Annotated in this window: 20 protein-coding genes and 1 other annotated feature; of the genes, 7 read left to right on the forward strand and 13 right to left on the reverse strand. The window is 46.2% G+C overall.

The window, feature by feature from the left end; all coding sequences use genetic code 11:
• Positions 1–49 precede the first annotated feature (49 nt).
• Both M0413_RS00290 and pepA read right to left on the reverse strand, forming a co-directional pair.
• Complete coding sequence (locus M0413_RS00290) at positions 50–2,050, reverse strand: chorismate mutase (RefSeq protein ID WP_249552765.1); 2,001 nt, start codon at positions 2,048–2,050, stop codon at positions 50–52.
• A gap of 37 nt (positions 2,051–2,087) precedes the next feature.
• Positions 2,088–2,206: a sequence feature (Phe leader region), on the reverse strand.
• A 210-nt stretch (positions 2,207–2,416) separates the two neighbouring features.
• The gene (gene pepA / locus M0413_RS00295; RefSeq protein ID WP_249552766.1) at positions 2,417–3,925 is read right to left on the reverse strand and encodes a leucyl aminopeptidase; all 1,509 of its coding nucleotides are present in this window, start codon (positions 3,923–3,925) and stop codon (positions 2,417–2,419) included.
• Between the two features lie 255 nt (positions 3,926–4,180).
• On the opposite strand from pepA, the gene lptF reads away from it, so the two are divergent.
• Both lptF and lptG read left to right on the forward strand, forming a co-directional pair.
• Positions 4,181–5,293, forward strand: coding sequence for an LPS export ABC transporter permease LptF (lptF, locus tag M0413_RS00300; protein ID WP_249552767.1), 1,113 nt, complete (start codon positions 4,181–4,183; stop codon positions 5,291–5,293).
• On the forward strand, positions 5,290–6,348 hold the full coding sequence (gene lptG / locus M0413_RS00305; RefSeq protein ID WP_037425424.1) for an LPS export ABC transporter permease LptG: 1,059 nt from the start codon (positions 5,290–5,292) through the stop codon (positions 6,346–6,348). Before lptF ends, lptG begins: the two co-directional genes overlap by 4 nt.
• A gap of 90 nt (positions 6,349–6,438) precedes the next feature.
• On the opposite strand, the gene M0413_RS00310 is transcribed toward lptG, so the two are convergent.
• The 5 genes from M0413_RS00310 to M0413_RS00330 form a co-directional block, all read right to left on the reverse strand.
• Positions 6,439–6,948: an RDD family protein gene (locus M0413_RS00310; protein WP_069454493.1), complete on the reverse strand. Its 510-nt coding sequence runs from the start codon at positions 6,946–6,948 to the stop codon at positions 6,439–6,441.
• Between the two features lie 39 nt (positions 6,949–6,987).
• Positions 6,988–7,245, reverse strand: a complete 258-nt coding sequence (locus M0413_RS00315; RefSeq protein WP_011071581.1) for a DUF2960 domain-containing protein — start codon at positions 7,243–7,245, stop codon at positions 6,988–6,990.
• Positions 7,246–7,283: 38 nt separating this feature from the next.
• Positions 7,284–7,634, reverse strand: coding sequence for a DMT family protein (locus M0413_RS00320; protein WP_037415674.1), 351 nt, complete (start codon positions 7,632–7,634; stop codon positions 7,284–7,286).
• Positions 7,634–8,128, reverse strand: coding sequence for a GNAT family N-acetyltransferase (locus tag M0413_RS00325; RefSeq protein ID WP_172587564.1), 495 nt, complete (start codon positions 8,126–8,128; stop codon positions 7,634–7,636). Before M0413_RS00325 ends, M0413_RS00320 begins: the two co-directional genes overlap by 1 nt.
• A 159-nt stretch (positions 8,129–8,287) precedes the next feature.
• Positions 8,288–9,793: a carboxypeptidase M32 gene (locus tag M0413_RS00330; protein WP_186295918.1), complete on the reverse strand. Its 1,506-nt coding sequence runs from the start codon at positions 9,791–9,793 to the stop codon at positions 8,288–8,290.
• A gap of 280 nt (positions 9,794–10,073) precedes the next feature.
• Between M0413_RS00330 and M0413_RS00335 the strand changes: the two genes are divergently transcribed.
• The 4 genes from M0413_RS00335 to M0413_RS00350 all read left to right on the forward strand — a co-directional run bounded on the left by M0413_RS00335 (position 10,074) and on the right by M0413_RS00350 (position 13,678).
• Positions 10,074–10,709, forward strand: a complete 636-nt coding sequence (locus M0413_RS00335; RefSeq protein ID WP_037415680.1) for a YqiJ family protein — start codon at positions 10,074–10,076, stop codon at positions 10,707–10,709.
• 33 nt (positions 10,710–10,742) lie between these two features.
• Entirely contained in the window at positions 10,743–12,521 is a 1,779-nt protein-coding gene (locus M0413_RS00340; RefSeq protein ID WP_172587562.1) for a flotillin family protein, read from the forward strand.
• A 160-nt stretch (positions 12,522–12,681) separates the two neighbouring features.
• A complete protein-coding gene (locus M0413_RS00345; protein ID WP_037415686.1) occupies positions 12,682–13,242 on the forward strand; it encodes a DJ-1/PfpI family protein in 561 nt (186 codons plus the stop codon).
• A gap of 127 nt (positions 13,243–13,369) precedes the next feature.
• The gene (locus tag M0413_RS00350) at positions 13,370–13,678 is read left to right on the forward strand and encodes a ribbon-helix-helix domain-containing protein (RefSeq protein ID WP_037416089.1); all 309 of its coding nucleotides are present in this window, start codon (positions 13,370–13,372) and stop codon (positions 13,676–13,678) included.
• Positions 13,679–13,787: 109 nt separating this feature from the next.
• On the opposite strand, the gene M0413_RS00355 is transcribed toward M0413_RS00350, so the two are convergent.
• The 5 genes from M0413_RS00355 to M0413_RS00375 all read right to left on the reverse strand — a co-directional run bounded on the left by M0413_RS00355 (position 13,788) and on the right by M0413_RS00375 (position 19,592).
• Positions 13,788–14,537 carry a type 2 periplasmic-binding domain-containing protein gene (locus tag M0413_RS00355; RefSeq protein WP_037415702.1) on the reverse strand — a complete coding sequence of 250 codons (750 nt, stop codon included), beginning with the start codon at positions 14,535–14,537 and terminating at the stop codon, positions 13,788–13,790.
• Between the two features lie 118 nt (positions 14,538–14,655).
• The gene (locus M0413_RS00360) at positions 14,656–15,291 is read right to left on the reverse strand and encodes a DUF2913 family protein (protein ID WP_249552768.1); all 636 of its coding nucleotides are present in this window, start codon (positions 15,289–15,291) and stop codon (positions 14,656–14,658) included.
• Between the two features lie 134 nt (positions 15,292–15,425).
• Positions 15,426–16,070: a peroxiredoxin-like family protein gene (locus M0413_RS00365; RefSeq protein WP_037415710.1), complete on the reverse strand. Its 645-nt coding sequence runs from the start codon at positions 16,068–16,070 to the stop codon at positions 15,426–15,428.
• 337 nt (positions 16,071–16,407) lie between these two features.
• Positions 16,408–17,709, reverse strand: a complete 1,302-nt coding sequence (locus tag M0413_RS00370) for a DEAD/DEAH box helicase (protein WP_037415712.1) — start codon at positions 17,707–17,709, stop codon at positions 16,408–16,410.
• Between the two features lie 314 nt (positions 17,710–18,023).
• Positions 18,024–19,592, reverse strand: a complete 1,569-nt coding sequence (locus M0413_RS00375; RefSeq protein ID WP_249552769.1) for a methyl-accepting chemotaxis protein — start codon at positions 19,590–19,592, stop codon at positions 18,024–18,026.
• Positions 19,593–20,352: 760 nt separating this feature from the next.
• On the opposite strand from M0413_RS00375, the gene M0413_RS00380 reads away from it, so the two are divergent.
• A complete protein-coding gene (locus M0413_RS00380) occupies positions 20,353–21,600 on the forward strand; it encodes an HD-GYP domain-containing protein (RefSeq protein ID WP_099457709.1) in 1,248 nt (415 codons plus the stop codon).
• A gap of 71 nt (positions 21,601–21,671) precedes the next feature.
• On the opposite strand, the gene M0413_RS00385 is transcribed toward M0413_RS00380, so the two are convergent.
• The gene (locus M0413_RS00385) at positions 21,672–23,489 is read right to left on the reverse strand and encodes an aminopeptidase P family protein (RefSeq protein ID WP_249552770.1); all 1,818 of its coding nucleotides are present in this window, start codon (positions 23,487–23,489) and stop codon (positions 21,672–21,674) included.
• Between the last annotated feature and the right edge of the window lie 253 nt (positions 23,490–23,742).

Consider the following 23,742-nt stretch of genomic DNA (forward strand, 5'->3'; position numbering starts at 1 on the left):
GCCACGATATTCGTGGCTGTATGTTCTTTGGTATCGTTATTCGCGCAAATTAGCGATATAACTCCCTGACGACCTCGGCCATCAGCGCCAGTGTGTCATGTGCTTTATCTTCTTCGAGGGAGCAATTCAGCACTAGACCATCGGCTTTGAGCTGTTTAATCCCTTGAGTTTGCAGTAGCAGCGCATCTTCGCTGATTGCATAACAAGGATTAATCACTATAGGGAGATGACTGTTGGCCTTGATTTGGATGAGGCTTGCTAAATCCAAAGTAGGTAAGTTGGCATTGTTATAGGTACGAATGCCCGAGTCACATAGGATAAGCTGTTGGTTACCTTGACTTAAAATCGTCTCCGTTGCCGCCATAAACTCCTCATAACTTGCCATATCGTGACGTTCGAGGAATAGCGGAATCGGCAGGGTGCCTGCCTGAGTCAGCAAGGCCTGATTAAACATTTGTTTGCCCGTTAAGAACAACATATCCGCTTGGCCTGTCGCCAACGGCATATCCGTCGCCTGTTCGATGGCAATAACACAAAGCAAATCATACTGATGCAGGGTTTGGCGCAGCTTAGGGATGATGGCTTCTGCTGAGGCGAGCGAGTGGCATACGTCTAAAATCACCGCTTGGAAACCCGCTTCTTTTAGCTGTTTCACTCTGCGCTCAAAGGCGGATAAGACGGCTGGTGACGACTCTAACAGCAGGCTTTTGCTCAGAGTCATCTTGGCAATAGCACCAAGATGGCCTGTGCCAATGGTAAAGGGGCCGCAGTGAATTTCACTCGCCTGCGCCTTATAAGCCTTAGTGTAACGATAGGGAGATGACTTAGTGCTTACTTCACTGAATACTTCGGCTTTAGAGGTATTAGGTTCAATCAACAATTGGCTATTGCTGAGTTGTGTCGGTTTTACGGTTTCGCAGGGGTAACACCCCAATACTTTGATAAACCGCGTGATCCTCTCGAGCTGTTTGAGCCCTTGCTGCATGGCTTCGCTGGAAATATTGGCATCGATATCCAGATAGAACATTTCTTCCCACGGCGTGCCAGGAATAGGGCGAGATTCGAGTTTGCTCATATTCAGTTGATGCGCCTTGAGCACCAATAGGGCTTCAACCAACGCACCCGCCTTTTGGCCTGTGGCCATAATCAGGGTGGTTTTTGCGGGCAATTGCTCGGGTACGGCTACGGCTTTTCGTGCCACAACAATAAAGCGGCTTTGGTTAATCTTTTGATTGGCAAGGCCAGACTCAATTGACTCGAGTTGGTACAGCGCACCACCTTCTGTGCTACCAATCGCAGCGGCGCTATTGTCGGTAGACTGGTTGACCTTCTCCATGGCTTCGGCGCTACTTGAGCAATATTCCAGTCTTAAGCCTTTGTGCTGGCTAAGATAGCGGCTGCACTGACTGATGGGCTGTGGGTGAGCATAAACAGTTTTGATATCGCTCAGTTTGCTGCCCGGTTTGCCCAGTAGGCAATGGCTTACTTCGATAGTCGTCTCGCCAACGATGGACAGGCTTGTATGTTGCAGTACGTCATACACTTCGTTGATTGAGCCGGACGAAGTGTTTTCTATCGGCAAAAAGCCATAGTCGGCGTGGCCTGACTCAACGGCTTGGACTATCTCATCGAAACTTTGGCAGCCTAAGTCGAGCATCTCAACCTGACGACGTTGGCAATAGCGAGATGCGGCGAGGTAAGAGTAGGAGCCGCGGGCGCCAAGGTAGGCGATACAGTATTGTTGTTTTTGCGTTTCAGGGTTCGCGCGGCCGTGAAGATAAGCCTGTTGATTCAGTACCGAGTCTTCGATAATGCTTTGATACAGCGAGATAACATAATGCGCATCTAAGCCTTTTTCTCGCCCTGCCGTCACTAATCTTGCCAGCAGTTCTTTTTCCCTTTGGGTGTCACGAATGGGTCTCACATCCACTTCTTTACTGCGGGCCACTTCAAGACTTAAGCGGCGACGTTCGGCGAGTAACGAGAGAAGCTCATTGTCGAGCTGGGTTATTTGCTCTCGAGTGTGATTTAAAGGCTGTGGTTTTTGCATTCTGACCTCATTTGCCGCCGGATTCTCAAGCGTTTAAGACGAAAAAGCCTCCCAGTGGGAGGCTTTGGATTTTTACTTTCGTTTTTACACAGTAAATCCGCCTCCTAGAGTGGGGGTGTAAAAAAGAAAGTAAAAAACGCTAAGGTATTTGTTTTCATAGGGACTAAAACTAAAGGGCGAGGACGTGGCTGTCAATCAAAAAATATTCAATAGCAGTATTCTTTCACATCTAGGTTGTTAACTCTTCTCACGCAATCAAATTGAATGAACAGATAGTTAATCGTATTAGTCTCAGTGGCATTTCGCTTTCTTTGCGGCATAAAAAAGGCGAAGAAATGTTTCTTCGCCTTTTGGTCTTGTTAGGGATTATTCGCCTAATTCGACGCCAGCACGGTTGATCAGGAACTGAGTCAAAATCGGTACTGGGCGGCCGGTTGAACCTTTATTGGCACCGCTGTTCCACGCCGTACCTGCAACATCTAGGTGAGCCCAGTTGTACTTTTTCGCGAAACGCGAGAGGAAACAAGCCGCAGTAATCGCGCCCGCTGGACGACCACCTAAGTTGGTCATATCCGCAAATGGGCTATCGAGCATATCTTGGTACTCATCCCACAGTGGCATGCGCCATGCGCGGTCACCACTTTGCTCACCTGCATTGAGTAGCTCGTGCGCAAGTGGATTATGTGATGAGAACAGACCCGATGCATGTTTACCTAAGGCAATCACGCAGGCGCCAGTGAGCGTAGCAGTGTCAATCACTAATTCAGGATCGAAACGTTCAACATAGGTTAACACGTCACACAATACTAGACGGCCTTCGGCGTCGGTGTTCAGAACTTCAACAGTTTGCCCTGACATGGTGGTTAAAATGTCACCTGGGCGGTAAGCGTTGCCCGATGGCATGTTTTCACAACCTGCGAGAATACCGACGACGTTGATTGGTAGCTTCATTTCACAAATGGCTTTCATGGTGCCGATCACACCAGCAGCGCCACCCATGTCGTATTTCATTTCATCCATGGCTTCGCCCGGTTTTAATGAAATACCGCCTGAATCGAAGGTTAAGCCTTTACCTATCAATACGATAGGTTTTTCCGTGCTGTCGACGGCATCCTTGTATTCCATCACTGTCATAATGGATTCATTGGCGCTGGCGCGACCTACGGCAAGGTAAGAGTTCATGCCGAGTTTCGCCATTTGCTCTTCACCTACAGTTGATACATGTAGATTTTCGTGGACTTCGGCCAATTGGCGAGCTTGAGAGGCTAAATAGGCTGGATTGCAGATGTTTGGCGGCATGTTAGCCACATCGCGGCATAAATGCATACCGGCAGAAACGGCCATGCCGTGCTCAATCGCGCGTTCACCTAAGGTCAATTCGCGACGAGTTGGCACATTAAATACTAATTTACGCAGTGGACGACGGGTCTCACCTTTACGGGTTTTGAGCGCATCAAAGCTGTATAAACTGCTATTGGTGGTTTCGACCGCTTGGCGAACTTTCCAATAGGTATCGCGACCTTTAACGTGTAACTCGGTTAAGAAGCATACCGCTTCCATTGAACCGGTTTCATTTAAGGTGTTGATGGTTTTAGTGATGATCTGCTTGTACTGGCGCTCGTCTAGTTCTCGTTCTTTGCCGCAACCGACTAACAGCACTCGTTCACTCAATACATTAGGAACGTGGTGCAGTAATAACATCTGCCCAGGCTTACCTTCTAAATCGCCGCGACGCAGTAGATTACTGATATAACCTTCGCTAATCTTGTCTAATTGCTCGGCGATACCGGATAGACGGCGGGGTTCATAAACACCGACAACGATGCAGGCTGAGCGTTGTTTTTCGGGGCTACCGCTCTTTACGCTAAACTCCATGAGCACTCCTAGATTCTTAAAGACAAATTTTTATATTTATTGGATAATGTCTGCTTGTCCCGAAAAGGGCCTAAGTTATTACTCCAAAGGTGATTTATTCTCGGCACTTGAGTCACGTTTTTGTGAAAAAGCCGTGACATTTAATGTAAGCCAGGAACCCCTGAAGTTGGTCAGAAAACTACCAAAAGTAAACAGTTTACATGAAAGTTAGTCTGTTACCAGCAAAAAGATAAGTTTAGAGACCGGATCCTACCTGTGATTGTATTTAGATACCTTATTCGAGAAGTTTTAAAGGCGCAAATTGCGGTACTTTTTGTACTGTTAACTATTTTTATTAGCCAGCATTTCGTGCGCATATTAGCCGACGCCTCAGACGGTGAATTTCCCGCTTCTCTCATCGCCACCTTGATAGGCCTTAATTTACCCTATCTGGTTGTTCTGGTTTTACCTTTAAGCTTATTCCTTGGGATATTAATGGCCCATGGTCGCATGTATGCCGAGAATGAAATGGTCATTCTGCACGGTGTTGGTGTGAGTGAATGGTATGTTACTCGAGTAACTTTGATCCTCGCCGTTATTAACATGTTGTTTACTGGATATTTATCCCTTTATGTTGCGCCTTGGGCGGAGGAGCAACAAAACCAAGTGCTGGAGAAAGCACAATCTGAAGCAGGCCTTGCCGCGCTCGTGCAAGGGCGTTTTCAGGCCAGCCCCAATGGCCGTGCGGTACTGTTTGTCGAACGCATTGGCAAGGATAATGAGCTTGAAAAAGTATTCGTGGCCCAACTCCCCGATCCAAATGACGAAATTGGCTTGACTAACGTCGTTGTTGCCAAGGGGGGACGCGTTAATGAAGATCAAAATGGCTCACAGCAGTTACAACTCAATGATGGGGTGCGTTATCAGGGCAGCCCACAACAAAAAGACTACCAAATGATTGAATTTGGTGGCTATAAGATGCAAATCAAAGAACAACAGGTTGATGAACGTCGCCGTAAACTTTCAGCTTTACCGGTGGCAGACTTGATGAAAGTGGAAGGTTCTGAAGCCGTAGCTGAGTTTCATTGGCGTCTAGCAATTCCGTTGGCGATTCCTATTATGACCTTAATTGCAGTGCCTTTGGCTCGGGTCAATGTGCGACAAGGCAAGTTCGCCAAAATGCTCCCCGCTGTTCTCTTGTACCTAGGTTATTTTGGTCTGATGGTTGCGGGTCGTAAAGCGCTCCAAGATGGCGTTATTCCACAGTATTTAGGCATGTGGTGGATCCATTTGTCGGCACTGATTATGGGGATTTTACTGCTCGGTAAAGACAGGCCCCTATTTGCCCGTTTATCAGCGGCAATGGCGCGTAAAAAGGTGGCTGCATGAAGATTTTAGACCTTTATATCGCCCGAGTTTTATTAAGCACTTCGGCGTTATGTTTACTGGTGCTGACAGGTTTGTCGGGCATTATTAAGTGGGTAGACCAACTGCGCTTAGTGGGCCGCGGCACTTACACTATGATGGATGCGGGGATTTATGTGCTATTCCTTGTTCCCCGCGATATTGAAATGTTTTTTCCGATGGCCGTGCTGTTAGGTGCCTTGATCGGTATGGGGATGTTAGCCTCTAATTCGGAGCTTGTCGTCATGCAAGCATCGGGCATGTCGCGTTTGCAGATCACGCTATCGGCGATGAAAACTGCCGTGCCGCTGATGCTGATGGTAATGGCATTGGGTGAGTGGGGCGCCCCAATTGCGGAGCAAAAGGCTAATGAACTTCAGGCCATCAAACTCTCCGGTGGCAGTTTGATTAAATCTCACCGAGGTATTTGGGCAAAAGATGGTGATTTGTTCGTGAATATTGGTGAAGTTGCGGATATCGATAAGCTCAATAATATCACTTTATATAAGTTTAACAGTGAGTTAAAACTCACCAATGTAGTGCATGCTAAAAGTGCATTGTTCAGTAAAGACAGCTGGCATCTCTCGGATGTTAAGCGTACCGATTTAAGCTATGACGAAGTGAAACTTGAGCATTTAGATGAAGATATTTGGCGTTCAAGTTTAACGCCTGACAAGCTCAGTGTGGTATCGGTTAAGCCTGAGGCCTTATCGATACGCGGCTTAATGGGATACTTAGAGTATCTTAATAGCAATAGCCAAGACCCAAGTCGTTACGAATTAGCCCTTTGGCGCAAGGTGATGCAGCCTGTTACCGTAGGGGTGATGATGCTGGTGGCGTTATCCTTTGTATTTGGACCGTTGCGGACAGTGACTATGGGGGCGCGGGTGTTACTCGGTGTGGTTGCTGGATTTAGTTTTTATATCAGTAATGAGATATTTGGCCCCATGAGTATTGTTTATGAACTACCTGCGTATGTCGGGGCGATGGCGCCAAGTCTACTGTTTACGGGTATTGCCTTTTACTTTATCCGGCGGTGATAAGCGCGGGTAATAAAAAACGACGCAATGGCGTCGTTTTTTATTGGGACAATTTTATAAGCGACTAACAGTGAGATTTAACTGCTAAATTTAAGCGCCATGCCAATTACGCATTTGGTTAGCTTCTTTGGATAACACGACTACTTCAGAACGGGTCATCATATCCTGCAGTGCGAGTTTATCGTCGTTGATCAGCACCCACAGATTACCAATACCAAGTAATGACCAAACAATGCGAGCGTAAGCGGTGATAAGGCTTAGATTTTGGCCGTTTGGGTGCTGGATCTTAAGGCGCCAGGCGCGCATCCCGAGGGTTTGGCCACCTTTACTCCAAAATAGCGCATAGAAAGTGCCTACACAGAGCGCTAACCAAAGTTGATAAATCCCATGGTAAATCGGTGTGCCATTGAGGGCGTCGGACACATGCTCAAAGCCATTCATGCTAACGAGGCCAGAGGCTGTGAGTCCAAAAAAAATACCAAAGCCAATAGCGCCCGAAAACATATATACGGCTACCGCTAGCAGTAGGTCATAGATCATTGCCCCTAGGCGGCGAAAGAATCCGGCGCGGGGAAAGTTGGCATGTTCAGCATTTAACATCGGCGATCCTAATTCTAAATGGATAAATGACGATAAGGTTTAGGCTTCTGGTTCTTCATCACGTACAAAGTGGATATTGCTAAACCCAAAGCGAGCAAATTCGACTTTGCGATAATCTTTTTCAGCCTTGGCGCCTTTGCGTGAGGTCATGGCAATTTGTTGCTCCATCGCCAGAAACTTGGTTAAGTCTATACCTTCGGCCTCCGCTACGGCCTCGTATAAATCGTGATGTTTAGCATAACTAAAGGCAATGGTTTTCGTCTCACCTTTGAAGGTGTAAGTCACTTGACGCGCCATGGTTTTCTCCTGAAATAAGTCCTGAAATGGTTCTGAAATTAATTAAATTCGCTTCTAAAAATAAAATACACCGCACCGAGGATACACAGACCCGCCCAGAGATAATCGAGTTTCAGTGGTTCCTTCATGTAGAAGTAGGCGAAGGGCACAAACAAGCTTAAGGTAATGACTTCCTGTAGGATTTTTAATTGTCCGACATTCATCACTGTGTAGCCGATACGGTTAGCCGGCACTTGCAGTAGGTATTCAAACAGGGCGATGCCCCAACTGACCAAGGCAGCGATAATCCAAGGCTTTGAGCCTAAGGACTTTAAATGTCCGTACCAAGCAAAGGTCATAAAAATATTGCTAAGACAGAGTAAACCGATAGTCGTCAGGGTTGGATTCATCATTCTTCTCGATGATTAAGTTTATAAATCATGTACATGGCATCATCAGTGTAGCTACCAAGGCATTTATCTATGGCTTTAGGTTTAAAGCCCATTTTGCGCCAATAGCTATCAGCGCCTTGCACTGCCACTAAGGAGAGGGAGCTCAAGTTAAAGCGATCGGCAAGCTGCTTTAGACGCATTAAGGCTTTAGACCCCGCGCCTAAACCTTGAGCCTTTGCCGATATCGCAATATCGTGCAGATACAAAGTATCGGCCTTAGGTAAATGGGTGATTGGCTCATAAAGTGCGGGAGGCATATTGGTGGTCCAAGGATGAGCAAGACAATAGCCCACCACTGACTCATTTACCTCAAATACAAAACAGGATTGAGGTGAGACGTGCCACTTGCTTTGCAATACATGCAGGGGTTCAGGATCCAGTTGAGAATAACATTCTTCCTGGATCTGTAAAATAGCATCCCAATCCTGTGGGGTGATTGCACGCAATAACATGGTCGACCTTTTTCCGTCCAAAACAGTTTGAATAAATAAGTCCGGGATTATATACCCAAATCGCAGCAAAAGCTTTGAAACTCCGATAGTGATGCGATTGCGCCAAGTCTAAGCGCTAGAGTGTTATTGCCAACGCTTTATGACCTAGCGCTACTGCATTTAGCCCAAATAGCGTTGAGTTAAATGCTTAGCCAGATATTGACTGTTTAACGGCTCGCCCGTGGCTTGAATGATGAGTTCATCCGTTGTCAGTAATGAGCCTTTGGACCAAATATGCTTGCCAAGCCAGTCAAATACTTGGGATAACTGACCGTTATCGATAAGGTTTTCAATGGGGCCTAAACTTCGCTCCATTGCAAAACGGCACTGAGCAGCATACATGGCGCCTAGGGTATAGCTAGGGAAATAGCCAAGTTCACCGACTGCCCAATGGATATCCTGCATACACCCATCGCGATAGTTACCATCGGTATTGATCCCGAGCAGTTGTTGCATCTGGCTTGACCAAAAGTCGGGTAGATCATCCACACTCAAGCTACCGTCGATAAAGGCTTTTTCGGCCTCAAAGCGCAATAAAATATGGCAAGGATAGGTGACTTCATCGGCATCGACGCGGATAAGCCCTGGATTGACGCGGGTGTAGTGTCTTGCCAAGTCTTGGGCGCTGAAATCGCAGCCTAAGTGCTGTTTAATCAGTGGCTGCAATTGCCGTAAAAACGCGGGATTGGCACCGAGCTGCATTTCACAAAATAAGCTTTGGCTCTCATGGACGCCCATGGAACGAGCCAGTCCTGCGGGTTGACCGCGCCATTGTTTCGGTAAACCCTGTTCATAACGGGCGTGGCCAGTTTCATGCACTATGCCCATGATAGCACTACTAAAATCGGCTTGGTTATAACGCGTCGTGATGCGCACATCACTCGGTACACCGCCGCAGAATGGGTGGCTACTGATATCGAGCCTGCCATGGTTAAAATCAAATCCTAAATACGCCATCACATCGAGGCCAAGGGCTTGCTGCGCCTTGATATCGAAGGGGCCGTTAAGCTTAAGTGTTGGCTCACCGGCTTGTTTTTCGAGTACATTTTGGATGAGCGTGGGGAGCCAAGTTTTTAAATTACCAAAGGTTTGCTCAAGCTTTGCGGTAGTCATGCCAGGCTCAAATTTATCGAGCAGGGCATCATAGGGGGAAATATTTTGCGCTTGGGCGCGGATTAAAGCTTCTTCCCTCGCAAGGGCGATTATCGCCTTAAGATTAGGTTTAAAGCCTTGCCAATCATTGTTTTTACGTTGCTCACGCCAGGCATTTTCACACTGATAGGCCATCTTGGTTTTGGCTTGAACCAGCTCACCCGGCACTAGAGTCGCCTGTTGATACTGATATTGCATTTCCCTTAGGTTGGCGTGTTGTTCTGAGGTAAGCGCTTCTTGCGCGGCAAGAGCGAGATTGTCACCAAGGTGAGGGGACGTTTTAAGGGTATGGATATGCAATGCGAGTTCGGCCATGGCATCGCCACGCTCACTGCCGCCGCCCAAGGGCATCATTGCTGCCTGATCCCAATCGCCTAGCGCACTCAAATGTTCAAAATGTGAAATTTTCTGGAAATGCGCCGTAAGTTTATCGTAACTTGGCGTAGGTTGTTTGGTGTTCATAGCGGTATCCATAGACTCAATCTTAAGGTGCGGTCGTTATCTATTAGCACGAAAAATAACAATAACAGCATGATAATATCATGCAGTCAAAAGCACACTAGACCCCTAAAGGGAGGACGTGAATATTATTGACCATAACGGCTCACGCCATTATGGCGTAATGAGGAGTTATTCAAATCTACTTTAGGATAAATTTTTGTTTGGAAACTAAGCTTGCCTTGCTATGCTGTCACTCGTAAGTTGATAATTACAGTGAAGTAAATGGACTGCTGTATCGTTCAAGGAGATGACTATGTGGGCGTTTTTAGTTGAACAGCCTAACCTACCTTACACTATTGCCTTCGCCTGTGTGCTTGTCCTTGGTGTTTTTGAAGCCTTATCACTCGTCATAGGATTAAGTATGATGAGCGCCTTAGACCAGTGGGTGCCTGCTGATGTTGAGTATGATGCTGATATTGGTGGTAGCGGACTCACAGGGATTGCTGGCTGGCTTTGTCTCAATCGTTTGCCGCTACTTATCTGGTTTGTGCTGGCACTAACCAGTTTTGCCATTGCAGGCTATCTCGTTAATTACATTAGCTTAATAGTCTCGGCTACCTTGCTGCCGCAACTATTTACCTTACCTATAGCCATAGTCGGCAGTGCATTGTCTTGTCGCTATCTTGGCCGAGTACTGGCCGATTTGCTCCCCAAAAATGAATCTACCGCCATCTCCCTTGATGACTTAAGCGGTTATGTCGGCACTATCACCTTAGGCTGCGCCATTAAAGGCATGCCATCGGAAGCGGTTGTTCGCGATAAACATCAACAAAAACATTATGTATTAGTCGAGCCTGAAACTTCAGGTATCGAGTTTGCTAGTGGTACTCAAGTGGTGCTGCTTAAAAGAGAGGGAAGAGTCTGGTCTGCGACTCGCTTTGATAATTAATTTTCCAAAGCTATTAACGAAGAAGGAAAGCAAATGGATGTGTTAAACGAAGTCACCAGTTCGAGCAATTTTGTATTGTTGGTTGCCGCAATGGTATTGATTGGCCTGATTGTGATTGGTCTGATTTTCGCCAAGTTATACAAACGGGCAACGAAGGAAATGGCCTTTGTGCGTACTGGTTTTGGTGGTGAAAAAATCATTAAAGACGGCGGCGCAATCGTCTTGCCCGTGCTGCATGAAACCATTGCAGTGAACATGAATACCCTGCGTATCGAAGTGGAAAAAACTCAAAAAGATGCACTGATCACCAAAGATCGTATGCGAGTTGATGTTAAAGCAGACTTTTATTTGCGGGTGGCACCTAATGCTGATGGCATTTCGATGGCGGCACAAACCTTAGGTACCCGTACCACGCGCGTGGAAGAGCTGAAAAAGCTGATGGAGTCTAAGTTTGTCGACGTGTTGCGTGCGGTCGCCGCGGAAATGACCATGACAGAAATGCACGAGCAGCGAGCCGATTTTGTACAACGGGTGCAGAACAACGTTGCGAACGATTTAGAGAAAAACGGTTTAGAACTTGAATCAGTTTCCTTGACGGGATTTGACCAAACCGACTTGCAGTTTTTCAATGAAAACAACGCATTCGACGCAGAAGGTCGCGCGCGTCTAGCTAAAATCATTGAAGAAAAGCGTAAAGAAACCAACGATATTCAGCAGGAAAACCGCATTAAGATTGAGCAGCGTAACTTAGAGGCTGAAAAAGAATCGCTGGAGATTGAAAAGTCGGAAGAAGAAGCACGTCTTATCCAGCAACAGTCACTCGAATTTAAGCGCGCAGAGCAAAAAGCTGAAATTATTAAGCAAAAAGAAAACAAGGCGCGTGAAGAACGTGAAGCCGAAATTGCCAAAGAACGTGCTATCGAAACCGCGGAAATTGAAAAGACCAAAGATATTGAAACCCGCGAGATTGAAAAACGTAAATCTATCGAACAGGCGCGTATTCAACAGCAACGTGATATCGAAGTCGCCGAGCAGGAAAAACACATCGCGGTAGCCGCTAAATCGGAAGAAGAGTCGGCCGCCCGTGCCCGCGCAGCAGAAGCGGAAAAGCTGAAAGTGGAGAAAGAGGAAGCGGTTATCACAGCGCGCCAAGTGGCGGAAGCCAATCGTCGCAAAGAAATTGAAGTGATTGATGCCCGTAAGGAAGCGGAGCGCGATGCTGTTGGTGTGACAGTGCAAGCTGAAGCCGAGAAACGTGCCGCGGAAGACAGATCGAGTGCGATTTTGATTGAAGCGCGTGCCAGTGCCGATGCGAAAAAACTGCAAGCCGAGGCGGATGAAAAAGTCTATGCCGTTGAAGCGGCTGGTAAACAAGCTCTGTACGAAGCCGAAAACGTGCTGCGTGATGAGCAGATTGCGCTGCAAAAATCCCTTGCGATCTTAAAAGCCTTGCCAGAAATTGTTGCTCAAGCGGTTAAACCATTGGAAAACATCGAAGGTATTAAAATTCTTCAAGGTTATGGTGCTGGTCATCAATTTGCTACGGGTGGTGATAGTTCCGCCATCAACCAAGGTGGTATCGCTGAACAAGTGACTAGCGCAGCCTTAAACTATCGCGCCAATGCGCCAGTTGTCGATGCCATGCTACGTGAATTAGGCTTAGTCCAAGCGGATTCTGGCACTTTGAACGATCTGCTCAATGGCAATAATGCACTGACGACCGAGGCCTTAAATGTGGTGAAATCGGCCAACACTGGGCTGAATGGTTATAGTCAGCAACAGGCCATGATTGAACCAAAGATAAATAATTAAGAGTGGTCAATCACCAAAGACTAAAGCGCCTACGGGCGCTTTTTTATGCCTGAAACGGCTGTATCGATTTGTAGTATTCCACTATTACCCTAAATTTAATGGTCGGAGTAGAGTGAAATCCGCTGTTGCGTTTTCCCTTATCGAATAAAAGGAGTTTCTCATGGCCAATATTTTGATTATCGCCGGTGATTTTGTTGAAGATTACGAGTTAATGGTACCGTTCCAAGCCCTGCAAATGGTGGGTCACAGTGTCACGGTTGTTTGTCCCGATAAAGTGGCGGGGCAAACCATTAAAACGGCAATTCATGACTTTGAAGGCGACCAAACCTATACCGAAAAACCAGGACACTTATTTGCCTTAAATGGCAATTTTGCTGGTTCGAACGCGAGTGATTTTGATGCGCTGTTGCTTCCAGGTGGTAGGGCGCCAGAGTATTTACGCCTAAACCCTGCGGTGATTGCCCTCGTGGCAGAATTTGCCGCCCAAGATAAACCGATTGCGGCTATTTGCCATGGCGCGCAGTTACTCACGGCGGCAAATGTGGTTCGCGGTAAAAAAGTGTCAGCCTATCCCGCTTGCGCGCCCGAGGTGAAACAAGCTGGCGCTGAATATTGTGATATTGAAGTCACTGCGGCAATTACCGATGGCAAATTAGTTACCGCGCCCGCATGGCCAGCGCATCCTGCATGGTTGGCGCAGTTTAACAAGTTATTGAATTAACGATACTCATCCTGTGTAATTTATGGCATAACAGTTCGGGTAGAGGCTTAAGTTGAGTATTCGCTGGGGACTTAAGCAAGGCGCAATGGCTGGAGCAAAGCGCAATAGCTGCTTGGGGAGTAATATTGTGTGTGAAATCTATTCCGGTGCCGAACCCGAACTGTTTGAACTCAAAACCCGCTCCATTCGCATCGATGGTGTGGTGACGAGCGTTCGCCTCGAGGCGATTTTTTGGCAGATTATTGAAGAGATTGCCGAAGATGCCGAGCTGAGTGTCGCGGTATTTTTAACCCGTATTTACCGAGAGGTGTTAACTCGCCACGGAGAAGTGGCTAACTTTGCTTCTTTATTGCGGGTCGCCTGCACAACCCATCTTAATCAGGGGCAGCGTTTGGTGTTAAAACCTAAGGTTGCACTAAACGCGAAATCCTCTTGAATATCCATTGCATCTTTGCGATTTGAAAAGACTAAAGTTGCTGCATACTTGCCGCGTTATTGCAGAGCCATTTTCTTGTGAGTACTTGGAAACATGAGCTTTTATCGATTTAGCTTGCGAAGGCTTGGGTATATTTGTTGATAATCTGCTCTACTTTTCCATTGGCTTTTAGCTGCGCTATTGCGTGATTGAGCGCAGGTAGTAGAGCAGCATGCTCTTTCCGTAGCCTTAGCACCAGTACGCCATCAGAATGCACCGCGGCTAATCCAACGGGGATCTTAAGCTTGTTTGACCAATATAAGGCGGGATAGTTACCCGAGATAATGGCCGTGATGCGGTGTTTATCTAATGCCTTAATCAACTCTTGTTCAGAGGTAAAATCGACACGGATAAACTCCTTGTCGTCATGGTACAAATATCCCCTGACGGTACCGATTTGCTTGCCTTTAATTCCAGTGATTTCTTTAAAGGATTCAACATTTTCGGGTCTGGTCACTACGTACTCAGTGATAGGCATGATGGGATCGGATTTCACGAATAAGGGACCAAAATCTTGGTTTTCAAACCAACTGGGGCTAACCACATCAAAATCTAATTGACCCGTTTCAAGGGCGTTGTTCGTCCGTTTGGGCGGCAAGGACAGATTTTCTCCCTCAATATTCGCTAAGGATAAAATCTGCGGAATTAATTCAGAAATTATTCCCGGAGCATCGGGTTGATTGGCAATAAAATACGGATACCAAGAATATGAGCCAGTAATGTTGTACTTGAGTTGTTCTGCATAGGACTGAGGGGCAAACAAAATCAGTAATAAAACGCCTTTAACGAGGCAACGATAGAGAATACTTCCTTTACCCATCGAGTCCTTCACTCCTTGGTTGATCGAGCTTAGTGGTTACTACGCTACATTGTATTCTTTCGTTGTGAAAAAATGGTTATCTGTGGCGCAGTTTACCTATTCAAGCAGTTTTCAGCCGTTAAGCCAACAGTTGGCACAATGCGGGTTGCTGATTGTGAGGATAAATTCGATAGGTTTTATGGTGTTTGATAAGACTCGTTTTCTTATTACCTTGGCTGACAAGCAATCCATGGGAAAGGGCGATTTTCGCCAATAACTGCTCATCGGCACGGACATATAAGTTGATGGGTTTGATGAGCTGATTATCTTGGATATGCTGGTTAAATTCTTTAACATCAATGACTAAGCTAGATTGGCCATCACCGTCTAGCTTCAGTTTCGTATTAATTTCGGTATCGGTAAACACTAGCCATTCGAGCTGTGTTAACTCGGCAATCATAGCGTTTAACGCCGTACCTAACTCCACGTGCGAGTTTTCAACGCTCTGATATTGATGAACAATTCTTTCCAATAACCGCTTAAGTTCGGCGCCAGCGCCTTGGCTGCGAGCCATACGGATCCACGTGGTCAGATCTTCAGCAACCAATTTTGAAAAGCGTTTTTCCTTCAGGGCTTCAACCATCCAGTTGCATAAAAAATGGCTTTCCTGAGCGGGGGTGCGTTGGGCTTTTTTGGCTTGAGCTGAAGTGGTTAAATCGGTAAGCCCCGCCAGTGCGAGTTCGAGTATGGCTTGATTATAGGTTTGAGAATTCATTGTGGCTCCGCCGCGGGCTAAAGGGATTGATCTGATTAAATTGGGGCGATATTTATTGCGGCGGAGCTAGTTTAGCAAAGCAGTCGCTAAATCGATAACGATTCTTAGCGGCTGCTTGGGTGGGATATGGATTATTATGGCGCACCGACGAGGCTAGCCGCCGTCAGAATCAACTTAGGTGCAGGTCTCACCTTGTAGTTGGGATTCACATATTGGAAATGGATTAATCCTTGAGTATCAGCAATATAAATTGCCGGTACTGGCAGGACTAATCTTTTATCGCCTTCGGGCGTTGTCCAAAGTGGATTATCCAGTTTTAAGCGGCTCAGGTAAGTCTCAGTAACTTGCTTGCTGGTATAAAAGGCAAGCCCAAAGGCTTGCGATGCAAGCATTTTTTCATCTGAAAGTAATAAGTATTTCAGCTCATTTTTCGCCGCAGAGGCTTTTAACAGTGCTGGCGTATCGGGTGATATACCCACTAATTGAAAACCCATTTCAATGAGTTTTGGCTCGATCGCTTTTAATTGTCCCATTTGGTTGTTGCAAAACGGGCACCAGCCGCCACGGTAAAAGAAGAAAATCGTTGGTTTTTGTGCCGTTAATTTGGCTAAATCAACATTTTGGCCATTCATGTCTTGCAAAGTGATTGCGGGGATTTGCTCGCCATTGAGTAGTGGGCTAACCGAATATTCATCTTTGGCGATAGGTTGAGCGAGCGTGCTAAAACTGCCGAGCAGTAGGCTTATGGTCAGTAAAAAGCGCTGTAGTGTGGACTGCATTAGAGCATATCTCCTTGTCATTAGTTTTTGTTTCAATTAAATATTCTGCTGTTAACGGTAAACCGTTATTAGCCTGTGTGCTTGGGTGGACTGAGCATGGGTAGTAAACGTAGAAATAAGAACGGCGAGATGCGAAATTTATTGCAGTATTTGTCGTTATTTATTGGGTTTGTTAATCAGTGCTATCACTCGGATATTGCAATAAGAACACGATGCCCGAAAATCACTCTGAGTCAGATAGGTTTTAAATGGTAATAAAAAAGCGTCCGTTTAAGGACGCTTTGACATTATTATTAGTGTATTAAATTAGCGCGTTAAGATAGTTATCAACACAACATTATTTGAGTTTTTTGCCTTTGCTTGGGGCTTGACCAACTTTCATTTTCACGCGGCGGCCCTGCATGCTTTTTTCGGCGATGATCTGCTCGCTGACGTTGTCGAGTCGCTGTTGTTTTTTGGCAAAACTGCGACGGGTTTGCAGCTGTTTTAACAACAACTCACGGCTACCGACCTCATATCCTGGCACGGTAATGCGGCGAATTTTTTGGCCGATTAGCTTTTCAATATCCGCTAGGGTGCGCTCTTCTTCACGGCTCACAAATGAAATAGCAACCCCAGATTTACCTGCACGGCCAGTACGGCCGATACGGTGAACATAGTCTTCGGCAAGGAAAGGTAAGTCGAAGTTGACCACATACTCAAGGCTGGGAATATCTAAACCGCGGGCGGCCACTTCGGTCGCCACTAGCACACGTACTTTACCGGATACAAATTCGCGCAGCGCACGGCGACGGCTACCTTGGGCTTTTTCACCGTGGACAACTTCAGAGGGAATACCATCTAAATTTAATTCTTTAACCAGAGTATCCGCTGCATCGCGGGTCGCGGTAAACACTAACACTTGTTGCCAGTTTTTCTTACCAATCAACTCCGATAATAGCTCGCGTTTACGACGCTGCTCTACCGGATACACCACTTGGCTAACGGTATCGGCTGTCGTGTTTTGTTTATCGGCGCTGATCACTTGGGGTTTGACCATCATCTCGTTAGCCAGTTTTTTCACTGCGCTGGAGAAGGTAGCTGAAAACAGTAGGTTTTGACGCTTCTTATTGACCGCTTGAAGAATTTTTTGAATGTCGGCACTAAAGCCCATATCCAGCATGCGATCGGCTTCATCGAGCACTAAAAAGTCAACGCTGGACAGACTTAAGTTACAGGCGGTAAGGTGCTCAAGTAAACGGCCAGGGGTCGCGACAATAATATCGGCACCGCGTTTTAACTTTTGCGCTTGAGTCTCAACTTTTACGCCACCGTAGATCGTTAATACGCTGAAATTTAAATACTTGCTGTAGGCTTCAACGTTTTCTGCTACTTGGGCGGCAAGTTCGCGAGTCGGAGTGAGGATTAATACCCGCGTGTTAGATTTTAAGGTTTCACTTGGGTTTTCAACCATTTTTTGTAGTATCGGCAGTGCGAAGGCGGCGGTTTTACCTGTGCCGGTTTGCGCGCTGGCGAGCACATCTTGGCCGCGGCGGATGGCTGGGATCGCTTGCTGCTGAATCGGTGTCATTTTTTGATAACCGCAATCTGAGATAGCGCGTAAAATCTCGGGGCAAAAACTAAAAGATTCAAATCTCATTTTGGATTCCTGTCATTCACTCATTCAATCATTCAAGCGCCTCACCCTATTACAGACACTTTTACAGCAAAGTATTCTGCCATGGGCGAACGTTAACGCACTTGTTTGTGCCTTTCTAACGCTTAGCGGTTAGAAAAATGGCGGGCGCGGAGTATAGCAAAATTTTCGGTTAAAACCTGTACTTTTTAACCCTTTGGCTGTTTATAACGATATTGCTGCTGTTTTGCTGATAATAGAGGATTAACTTAAGGCGTGGATTGGGTTGGATAAAGGATGCCGCGCTATTGTGTGTCGACAATCGCGCGGCATTACAGCTAGCCAAAGGCGCGGCGTAGGCCAAGTGCTTTTTCAGCGCTGTGTTTTAAATGATTGGCGGCATCACCAATCTGATGCGTTGCCGCGAGGTTTTCACTGCTGCTTTGGGTGATGAAATGAATATTGTTGGTGATTTCATGCACCACTTGGCGCTGCTGATCGGCGGCCACCGCATTTTGCTGTGCAAAGGTGTGGATCTCGCTGACTTCTTGGTAAATGGTGTTGACGTTTTCGGCGGAGGTTTGAATGTCGTTAGCGCATTGCTCTGCATGTTGGCGGCTTTGCTCCATTTCTTTTGCCCACGCATTTAACATGCTGAACATCTTATCGACACTCTGCGAAATACTGTTGGTCGATAACTGAGTGCGGCTCGATAGGGCGCGCACTTCATCGGCCACCACCGCAAAGCCGCGCCCTTGTTCACCCGCTCTCGCGGCTTCAATGGCGGCATTGAGGGCAAGCAGGTTAGTTTGCTCAGCAATAGAATCAATCTCACCCATGGCACTGGCAACTCGTTCAGCTTCTTGATTAAGCAGATTGGCATTATTCGCGGCATCGGCGACGGATTTAGCCAGCTGTTCGACCTTTTGGGTATTAGCCTTCATATTCGCGCTGCTTTTTAGGCAGAGATCATAGGCGGTATTAATGCTGGTTGAGGTTCGTTGAGTGTTTTGAGCAACTTCGGTAATCGTCGAACTCATTTCTTCCATTGCACTTGCTAGTTGCTCGAGCTGATTTTTCTCTTGATCTAGGCTGGCATAGGTTTGTTCAGTGGTAACCACAAGTTGATCGGCTATCGCATGCAATTGATTGGCTTGATCTTGAGTGCGGCCGAGTACGCCATTCATCTTGGCTTGTAATAAAATCAATTGAAAATCGAGAATCGATGAGGTGTCAGCTCCCGAGTAGATGTAGCGACTTATAGAATCGTATTTTGTTTGCATATCAATCAACTTGGCCGGAATACGAAAGGCTTCATCGTAGAAGATAGCTAAGTTAAGGCCCATTAAAATCGCGCCAGCGATAATCACTCCCCAACCCCAAAGGTAACCCGCAATTAATAATCCTGTCGATGCAACGACAGCAGAGACAACACGTTTTTGCATTAAACTAAGTGGCTTAGTAATGGATTTATTGTCCAATAACCTGCGGTAAATAGCTGTTGCTCTAGTGACATAGGCTGCCTGCGGTTGCAGACGAACCGACTGATAACCAACAATTGTGCCATTCTCAAACACGGGAGAAACAAAGGCATCAACCCAATAAAAATCGCCATTTTTACAGCGATTTTTAACTATGCCACGCCAAGATTGGCCGGATTTTAGTTTTTGCCACATCTCTTTAAAAGCGGCACTAGGCATATCGGGATGACGTACTTTGTTATGCTGATGCCCAATTAATTCTTCGGCACTGTATCCTGATACTTCGGCAAATCGTTGATTAACATAAGTAATAATCCCGCGGGTATCTGTGGTGGATATCAATTCGTCTTGAGGAGTGAGGCGGATCTCTTGTGCGTGATGATGGTTGTTACTGATTTTATTGTGACTAGGGTTACTCTGGCTCATTTCGTGTGTCCATTCTGGGCCGATATTATGATTAGGGTAAATGTAATGCTAAAGCTTGTGCCGACTCTCATGGGGGTCGGCTAATTATGTGATAATGGTATCATTTTTGTGTGGATATTGGAGAGTGGTTTTTAGCATTACCCATAAGAAAAGTAATGTATTTTTCTTTTTATAACTTTTTAAAAATATTAGTTTTTTATTGCTATTTAAACGAGTGTTTATCCTGTCTTGTAGCCAAATTTATGTCATATTCACCTTCATGTGAGATGAAGTTATTCGGGAGAATCCTCAATATATGGCAACCATTCTTGGCGTCTTTGACTAAACTTGTTAGGCGTGTTGATGTTTAAGGATTATTTGGGCGAATTTAATGGCATTTGTGCAAGGTAAAGTCCGTAGATGCAGTGCTTTTGCATAAAAGGGCGCTAAGATAAATAAATGCTGCCTAAATGGGTTTTATGGCAAGCATTTACGCTTACTCAGTCTTAAGAACCGTTCGTTATTTGAATAAAAGAATGACACTTCATTCCTTATTTCGGCGAGCGCTAGCTTGGCAGAAGGAGCCAAATTTAATTTCATAAATGTCAGCAGGCAGTCGTAATGTGAACACATTTTTAAGCATTATGGGTTTTAGTCCGCATTTAATTGGTTTTGTGCAAGTCATTATCTTGTTAAATAAAATTGCGAGACCTAGGTCGATAAATTGTGAACTTAGGCTTTAAATCATCCAAAGGTAGTACTTGATTGCAAAGGGATTTTTATGGCAAGAGCACTGCCGAGTGACTTTGCTCGTTATACATCAGGTTTAACTCATTGGCGCCGAGTGATTTTTAAACGGTTATTTGGGTTTCTTGCGATCCTGTGTGTGCCTGTGTATTTCACCAGTGTTTATCTTTGTATTGCTGCCGATTTATGGGGCATGGCGATTTTTGATACCTTTGCATATTTCTTATTAGTCTTATTGCTTTTTTATCCTCATTTTTCTGATCGGCTTAGATTTAGTTTAGGATGTTTGCTTGCCTATGCCATTGGTGTTGGATTTCTTATTGCGATAGGGCCGTCAGGCGCTGGATTTTTCTGGCTATTTATTTTTCCTCCGCTGAGTAACATTTTTTTAGGCACTAAGGCGAGCATATACGCCCAAGTTTTAAATGGTGTGAGCTTAATTTTGATTGGGGTGGCGTATCATTATGAGTGGCTGATTTGGCCCGTCACTCAAGGATATAGCACTGGCATTTGGGCTGTTGTTTCAATCAATTTCCTCGTAACCAATGCGATGGTAACCCTGACTATTGCTTATCTCTTAGGCAAGTTAACCTCCTCCCTCGATTCTACACTAGCTTCTCGGCAAGCGACTGTACTGGGTTTAGCTAAGCTTGCTGAATATCGAGATAATGAAACCGGAGCGCATTTGTTGAGAATGCGGCAATACTCAAAAATGCTCGCTACCCAGCGAATGTTGGCTGACAATTCGCCTCCAGAATTAGATGAAGACTTTATCCAAGATATTAGCTTATCGGCAATTTTGCATGACATAGGCAAAGTTGGCATTGCCGATGCGATTTTGCTAAAACCAGGCCGGTTAACTCCAGATGAGTTTGAACAAATTAAGGCGCATCCCGTTATTGGGGGTCAGGTGCTGGCCAGTTTGTTAGAGTATGCTCCCCAATGCACCTTTATCAAAATGGGTAGAGATATTGCCTCTGGACACCACGAAAAATGGGATGGTAGTGGTTATCCACTTGGATTAAAAGAAGAAAATATTCCCTTATCCGCAAGAATTGTCGCTCTAGTCGATGTTTATGATGCGTTAACATCGCCACGCTGCTATAAGCGTCCTTTTACTCATGAAGATGCCAAAGCCATGATTCTTGAGGGCCGAGCCAAACATTTTGATCCTGTGTTAGTCGATTGTTTTATGCAAATTCATACCGAGTTTGAGGTGCTTTCAAAAGCTTCGTTGCTGGATGATCCCCAGTCGACTGTAGCGCAGCCTAAGATGGTGTGATTTTATTAGGCGAAAACAATAAGCCCAAGACAATCGTCTTGGGCTTATTTAATGAGATTTACCTGTGGGGGTTAGATAGCTTGTGTTGCTTTTGTCAGCCACTCAAGCTCACTGCCTGACATTAATGGCGACAGGGTATTAAACACTTTCTGATGGTAAGCATTAAACCAGTCGATTTCGCCTTGGGTTAACAGGCTCTTATCGATAAGGCGGGCATCCATGGGGATCAGCGTTAGGGCATCGAATTCATACATTTCACGCTCGGCACCCTTTAAGGCTTCGCAATGCTGCACTACCACTAGGTTTTCGAGGCGAATGCCAAAACTGTCGGCGCGGTAATAACCTGGCTCATTTGATAACACCATGCCAGGCATTAAGGCGATAGCATTAAGATTTTTACCGATGCGCTGTGGGCCTTCATGCACACTCAGGAAATGACCGACGCCATGGCCTGTGCCGTGGTCGTAATCAAAGCCATGTTGCCACAGATATTGGCGGGCAAAAGCATCGAGTTGTTGGCCTGTCGTGCCTTTAGGGTAGCGGGCTTGATCTAAGGCGATATGGCCTTTAAGTACCAGTGTCACCATCTTTTTCTGTTCATCACTCACTTCGCCAATGGCTATGGTGCGGGTGACGTCTGTGGTGCCGTCCAGATATTGAGCGCCAGAATCCACTAAGTAGATGCTGTTCATCGTCATCATCGCAGGCGTGCCATTGTTATAGTTATAGTGACACATGGCCGCATTGGCGCCAGCGGCGGAGATGGTGTCGAAGCTTGGCTCGCGATACTTGGGATCTTCGAGGCGGAAACTCTCTAACTTGTCGGCAAGAGTGGCTTCATCGTGCAGACGATTAGCCGCGACTTCAGCATCGAGCCATGCAAGAAAACGACTGACAGCGACACCATCACGGATGTGGCTGGCGCGCATACCTGCTAATTCGGCGGCATTTTTTTGGGCTTTAGGCAGAGAGACTGGGTCGATACCGGCAATCAATTTGGCGCCAGCATCGCGGGCAAGATTTTGCGCCCAAGCGTTAGCAGAGTCGGGATCGGCCAGCAGTTTCACGCCCTGCAAACTTGCCAAGGTATCGGCAAGGGCGGCTTCACTGTTAAAGCTCACACCCGTTCCAACGTGTTCCTCAATGCCTTTTGGGAGTTTGCTCAAATCGGTAAACAGCTGCATATCACCATTGGCGTGAAGTAGCGCGCAGCCGAGCACGACAGGCAGACGCGGCACGTCGTTGCCACGGATATTGAGCAGCCAGCAGAAAGAATCTAAAGCGGCAATCAGCGCAACATCGGCGCCGGCTTTTTTGACTAGTGCGCCAATCTCGGTCCGTTTTTGCAGGCTGGTCTTACCCGCACTTTCATTACTAAATAAGGTGATAGCAGCGCTCGACGGTGCAGGTCGATTTTGCCAGTGCTTATCAATCGGATTCTGTTCGACGGCAACCAGTTCAATTTGGGCTTTCGCTAACGTCGCTTTGGCGTTTTCAAACCAGGCTAAGGTGTGTAAACGGGCATCAAATCCGACACGTGAACCTGCGGGTAACGTGTCGCATAACCATTCGATTTGCGGAGTGTCTGTCAGGCTTTCATAGCTAAAGAGGTTTGCATCGACCTGTAAACGCACTTGTACCGTATATCGACCATCGGTAAAAATGGCGGCTTTGTCTTTTAGGACAATAGCCATGCCGGCTGAACCGGTAAAATCCGTCGCCCAATAAAGACGCTCATTGTGCTCTGGCACATATTCGCCTAAATACTCATCGGCGCGCGGAATAATAAAGGCGTCTAGGTTGGCGTTTGCTAGCTCGCTACGAATGGCGGCAAGACGGTTGGCAATCTTATTTGATTGCAATGGTTGTGACGACGAAAGTAACGACATAGGGGCTCCAAATTGATGGCATGGGCTACAAAGGTAGGCTGCCAAATTATCATGGGTAATGCTGGCGAAAAGGATGCAAATTGACAGCGATTATCGCAAGCTCAGCAACGAAGTTGCAAGGTATGGAATAAAGGATTTTGTATACAATTTTGTTTTTTAGGCAACATTTTGTGATGAAAATGGCTGTGATCTCTCGCTAATAATCAAATTGAATTGTTATCTTAATCACTCTGGAATCATGACTAATTCTTAC

Source organism: Shewanella sp. 8A (genome assembly GCF_023475945.1).
Classification (GTDB): domain Bacteria; phylum Pseudomonadota; class Gammaproteobacteria; order Enterobacterales; family Shewanellaceae; genus Shewanella; species Shewanella xiamenensis.

Coding starts and splice junctions, on each gene's coding strand:
- M0413_RS00355 (WP_037415702.1), bottom strand. CDS start 14,537: ATGGGTAAAGGAAGTATTCTCTATCGTTGCCTCGTTAAAGGCGTTTTA.
- lptG (WP_037425424.1), top strand. CDS start 5,290: ATGAAGATTTTAGACCTTTATATCGCCCGAGTTTTATTAAGCACTTCG.
- pepA (WP_249552766.1), bottom strand. CDS start 3,925: ATGGAGTTTAGCGTAAAGAGCGGTAGCCCCGAAAAACAACGCTCAGCC.
- M0413_RS00340 (WP_172587562.1), top strand. CDS start 10,743: ATGGATGTGTTAAACGAAGTCACCAGTTCGAGCAATTTTGTATTGTTG.
- M0413_RS00370 (WP_037415712.1), bottom strand. CDS start 17,709: ATGAGATTTGAATCTTTTAGTTTTTGCCCCGAGATTTTACGCGCTATC.
- M0413_RS00330 (WP_186295918.1), bottom strand. CDS start 9,793: ATGGATACCGCTATGAACACCAAACAACCTACGCCAAGTTACGATAAA.
- M0413_RS00360 (WP_249552768.1), bottom strand. CDS start 15,291: ATGAATTCTCAAACCTATAATCAAGCCATACTCGAACTCGCACTGGCG.
- M0413_RS00345 (WP_037415686.1), top strand. CDS start 12,682: ATGGCCAATATTTTGATTATCGCCGGTGATTTTGTTGAAGATTACGAG.
- M0413_RS00375 (WP_249552769.1), bottom strand. CDS start 19,592: ATGAGCCAGAGTAACCCTAGTCACAATAAAATCAGTAACAACCATCAT.
- M0413_RS00310 (WP_069454493.1), bottom strand. CDS start 6,948: ATGTTAAATGCTGAACATGCCAACTTTCCCCGCGCCGGATTCTTTCGC.
- M0413_RS00290 (WP_249552765.1), bottom strand. CDS start 2,050: ATGCAAAAACCACAGCCTTTAAATCACACTCGAGAGCAAATAACCCAG.
- M0413_RS00335 (WP_037415680.1), top strand. CDS start 10,074: ATGTGGGCGTTTTTAGTTGAACAGCCTAACCTACCTTACACTATTGCC.
- M0413_RS00325 (WP_172587564.1), bottom strand. CDS start 8,128: ATGTTATTGCGTGCAATCACCCCACAGGATTGGGATGCTATTTTACAG.
- M0413_RS00385 (WP_249552770.1), bottom strand. CDS start 23,489: ATGTCGTTACTTTCGTCGTCACAACCATTGCAATCAAATAAGATTGCC.
- M0413_RS00365 (WP_037415710.1), bottom strand. CDS start 16,070: ATGCAGTCCACACTACAGCGCTTTTTACTGACCATAAGCCTACTGCTC.
- M0413_RS00320 (WP_037415674.1), bottom strand. CDS start 7,634: ATGAATCCAACCCTGACGACTATCGGTTTACTCTGTCTTAGCAATATT.
- M0413_RS00380 (WP_099457709.1), top strand. CDS start 20,353: ATGGCAAGAGCACTGCCGAGTGACTTTGCTCGTTATACATCAGGTTTA.
- M0413_RS00315 (WP_011071581.1), bottom strand. CDS start 7,245: ATGGCGCGTCAAGTGACTTACACCTTCAAAGGTGAGACGAAAACCATT.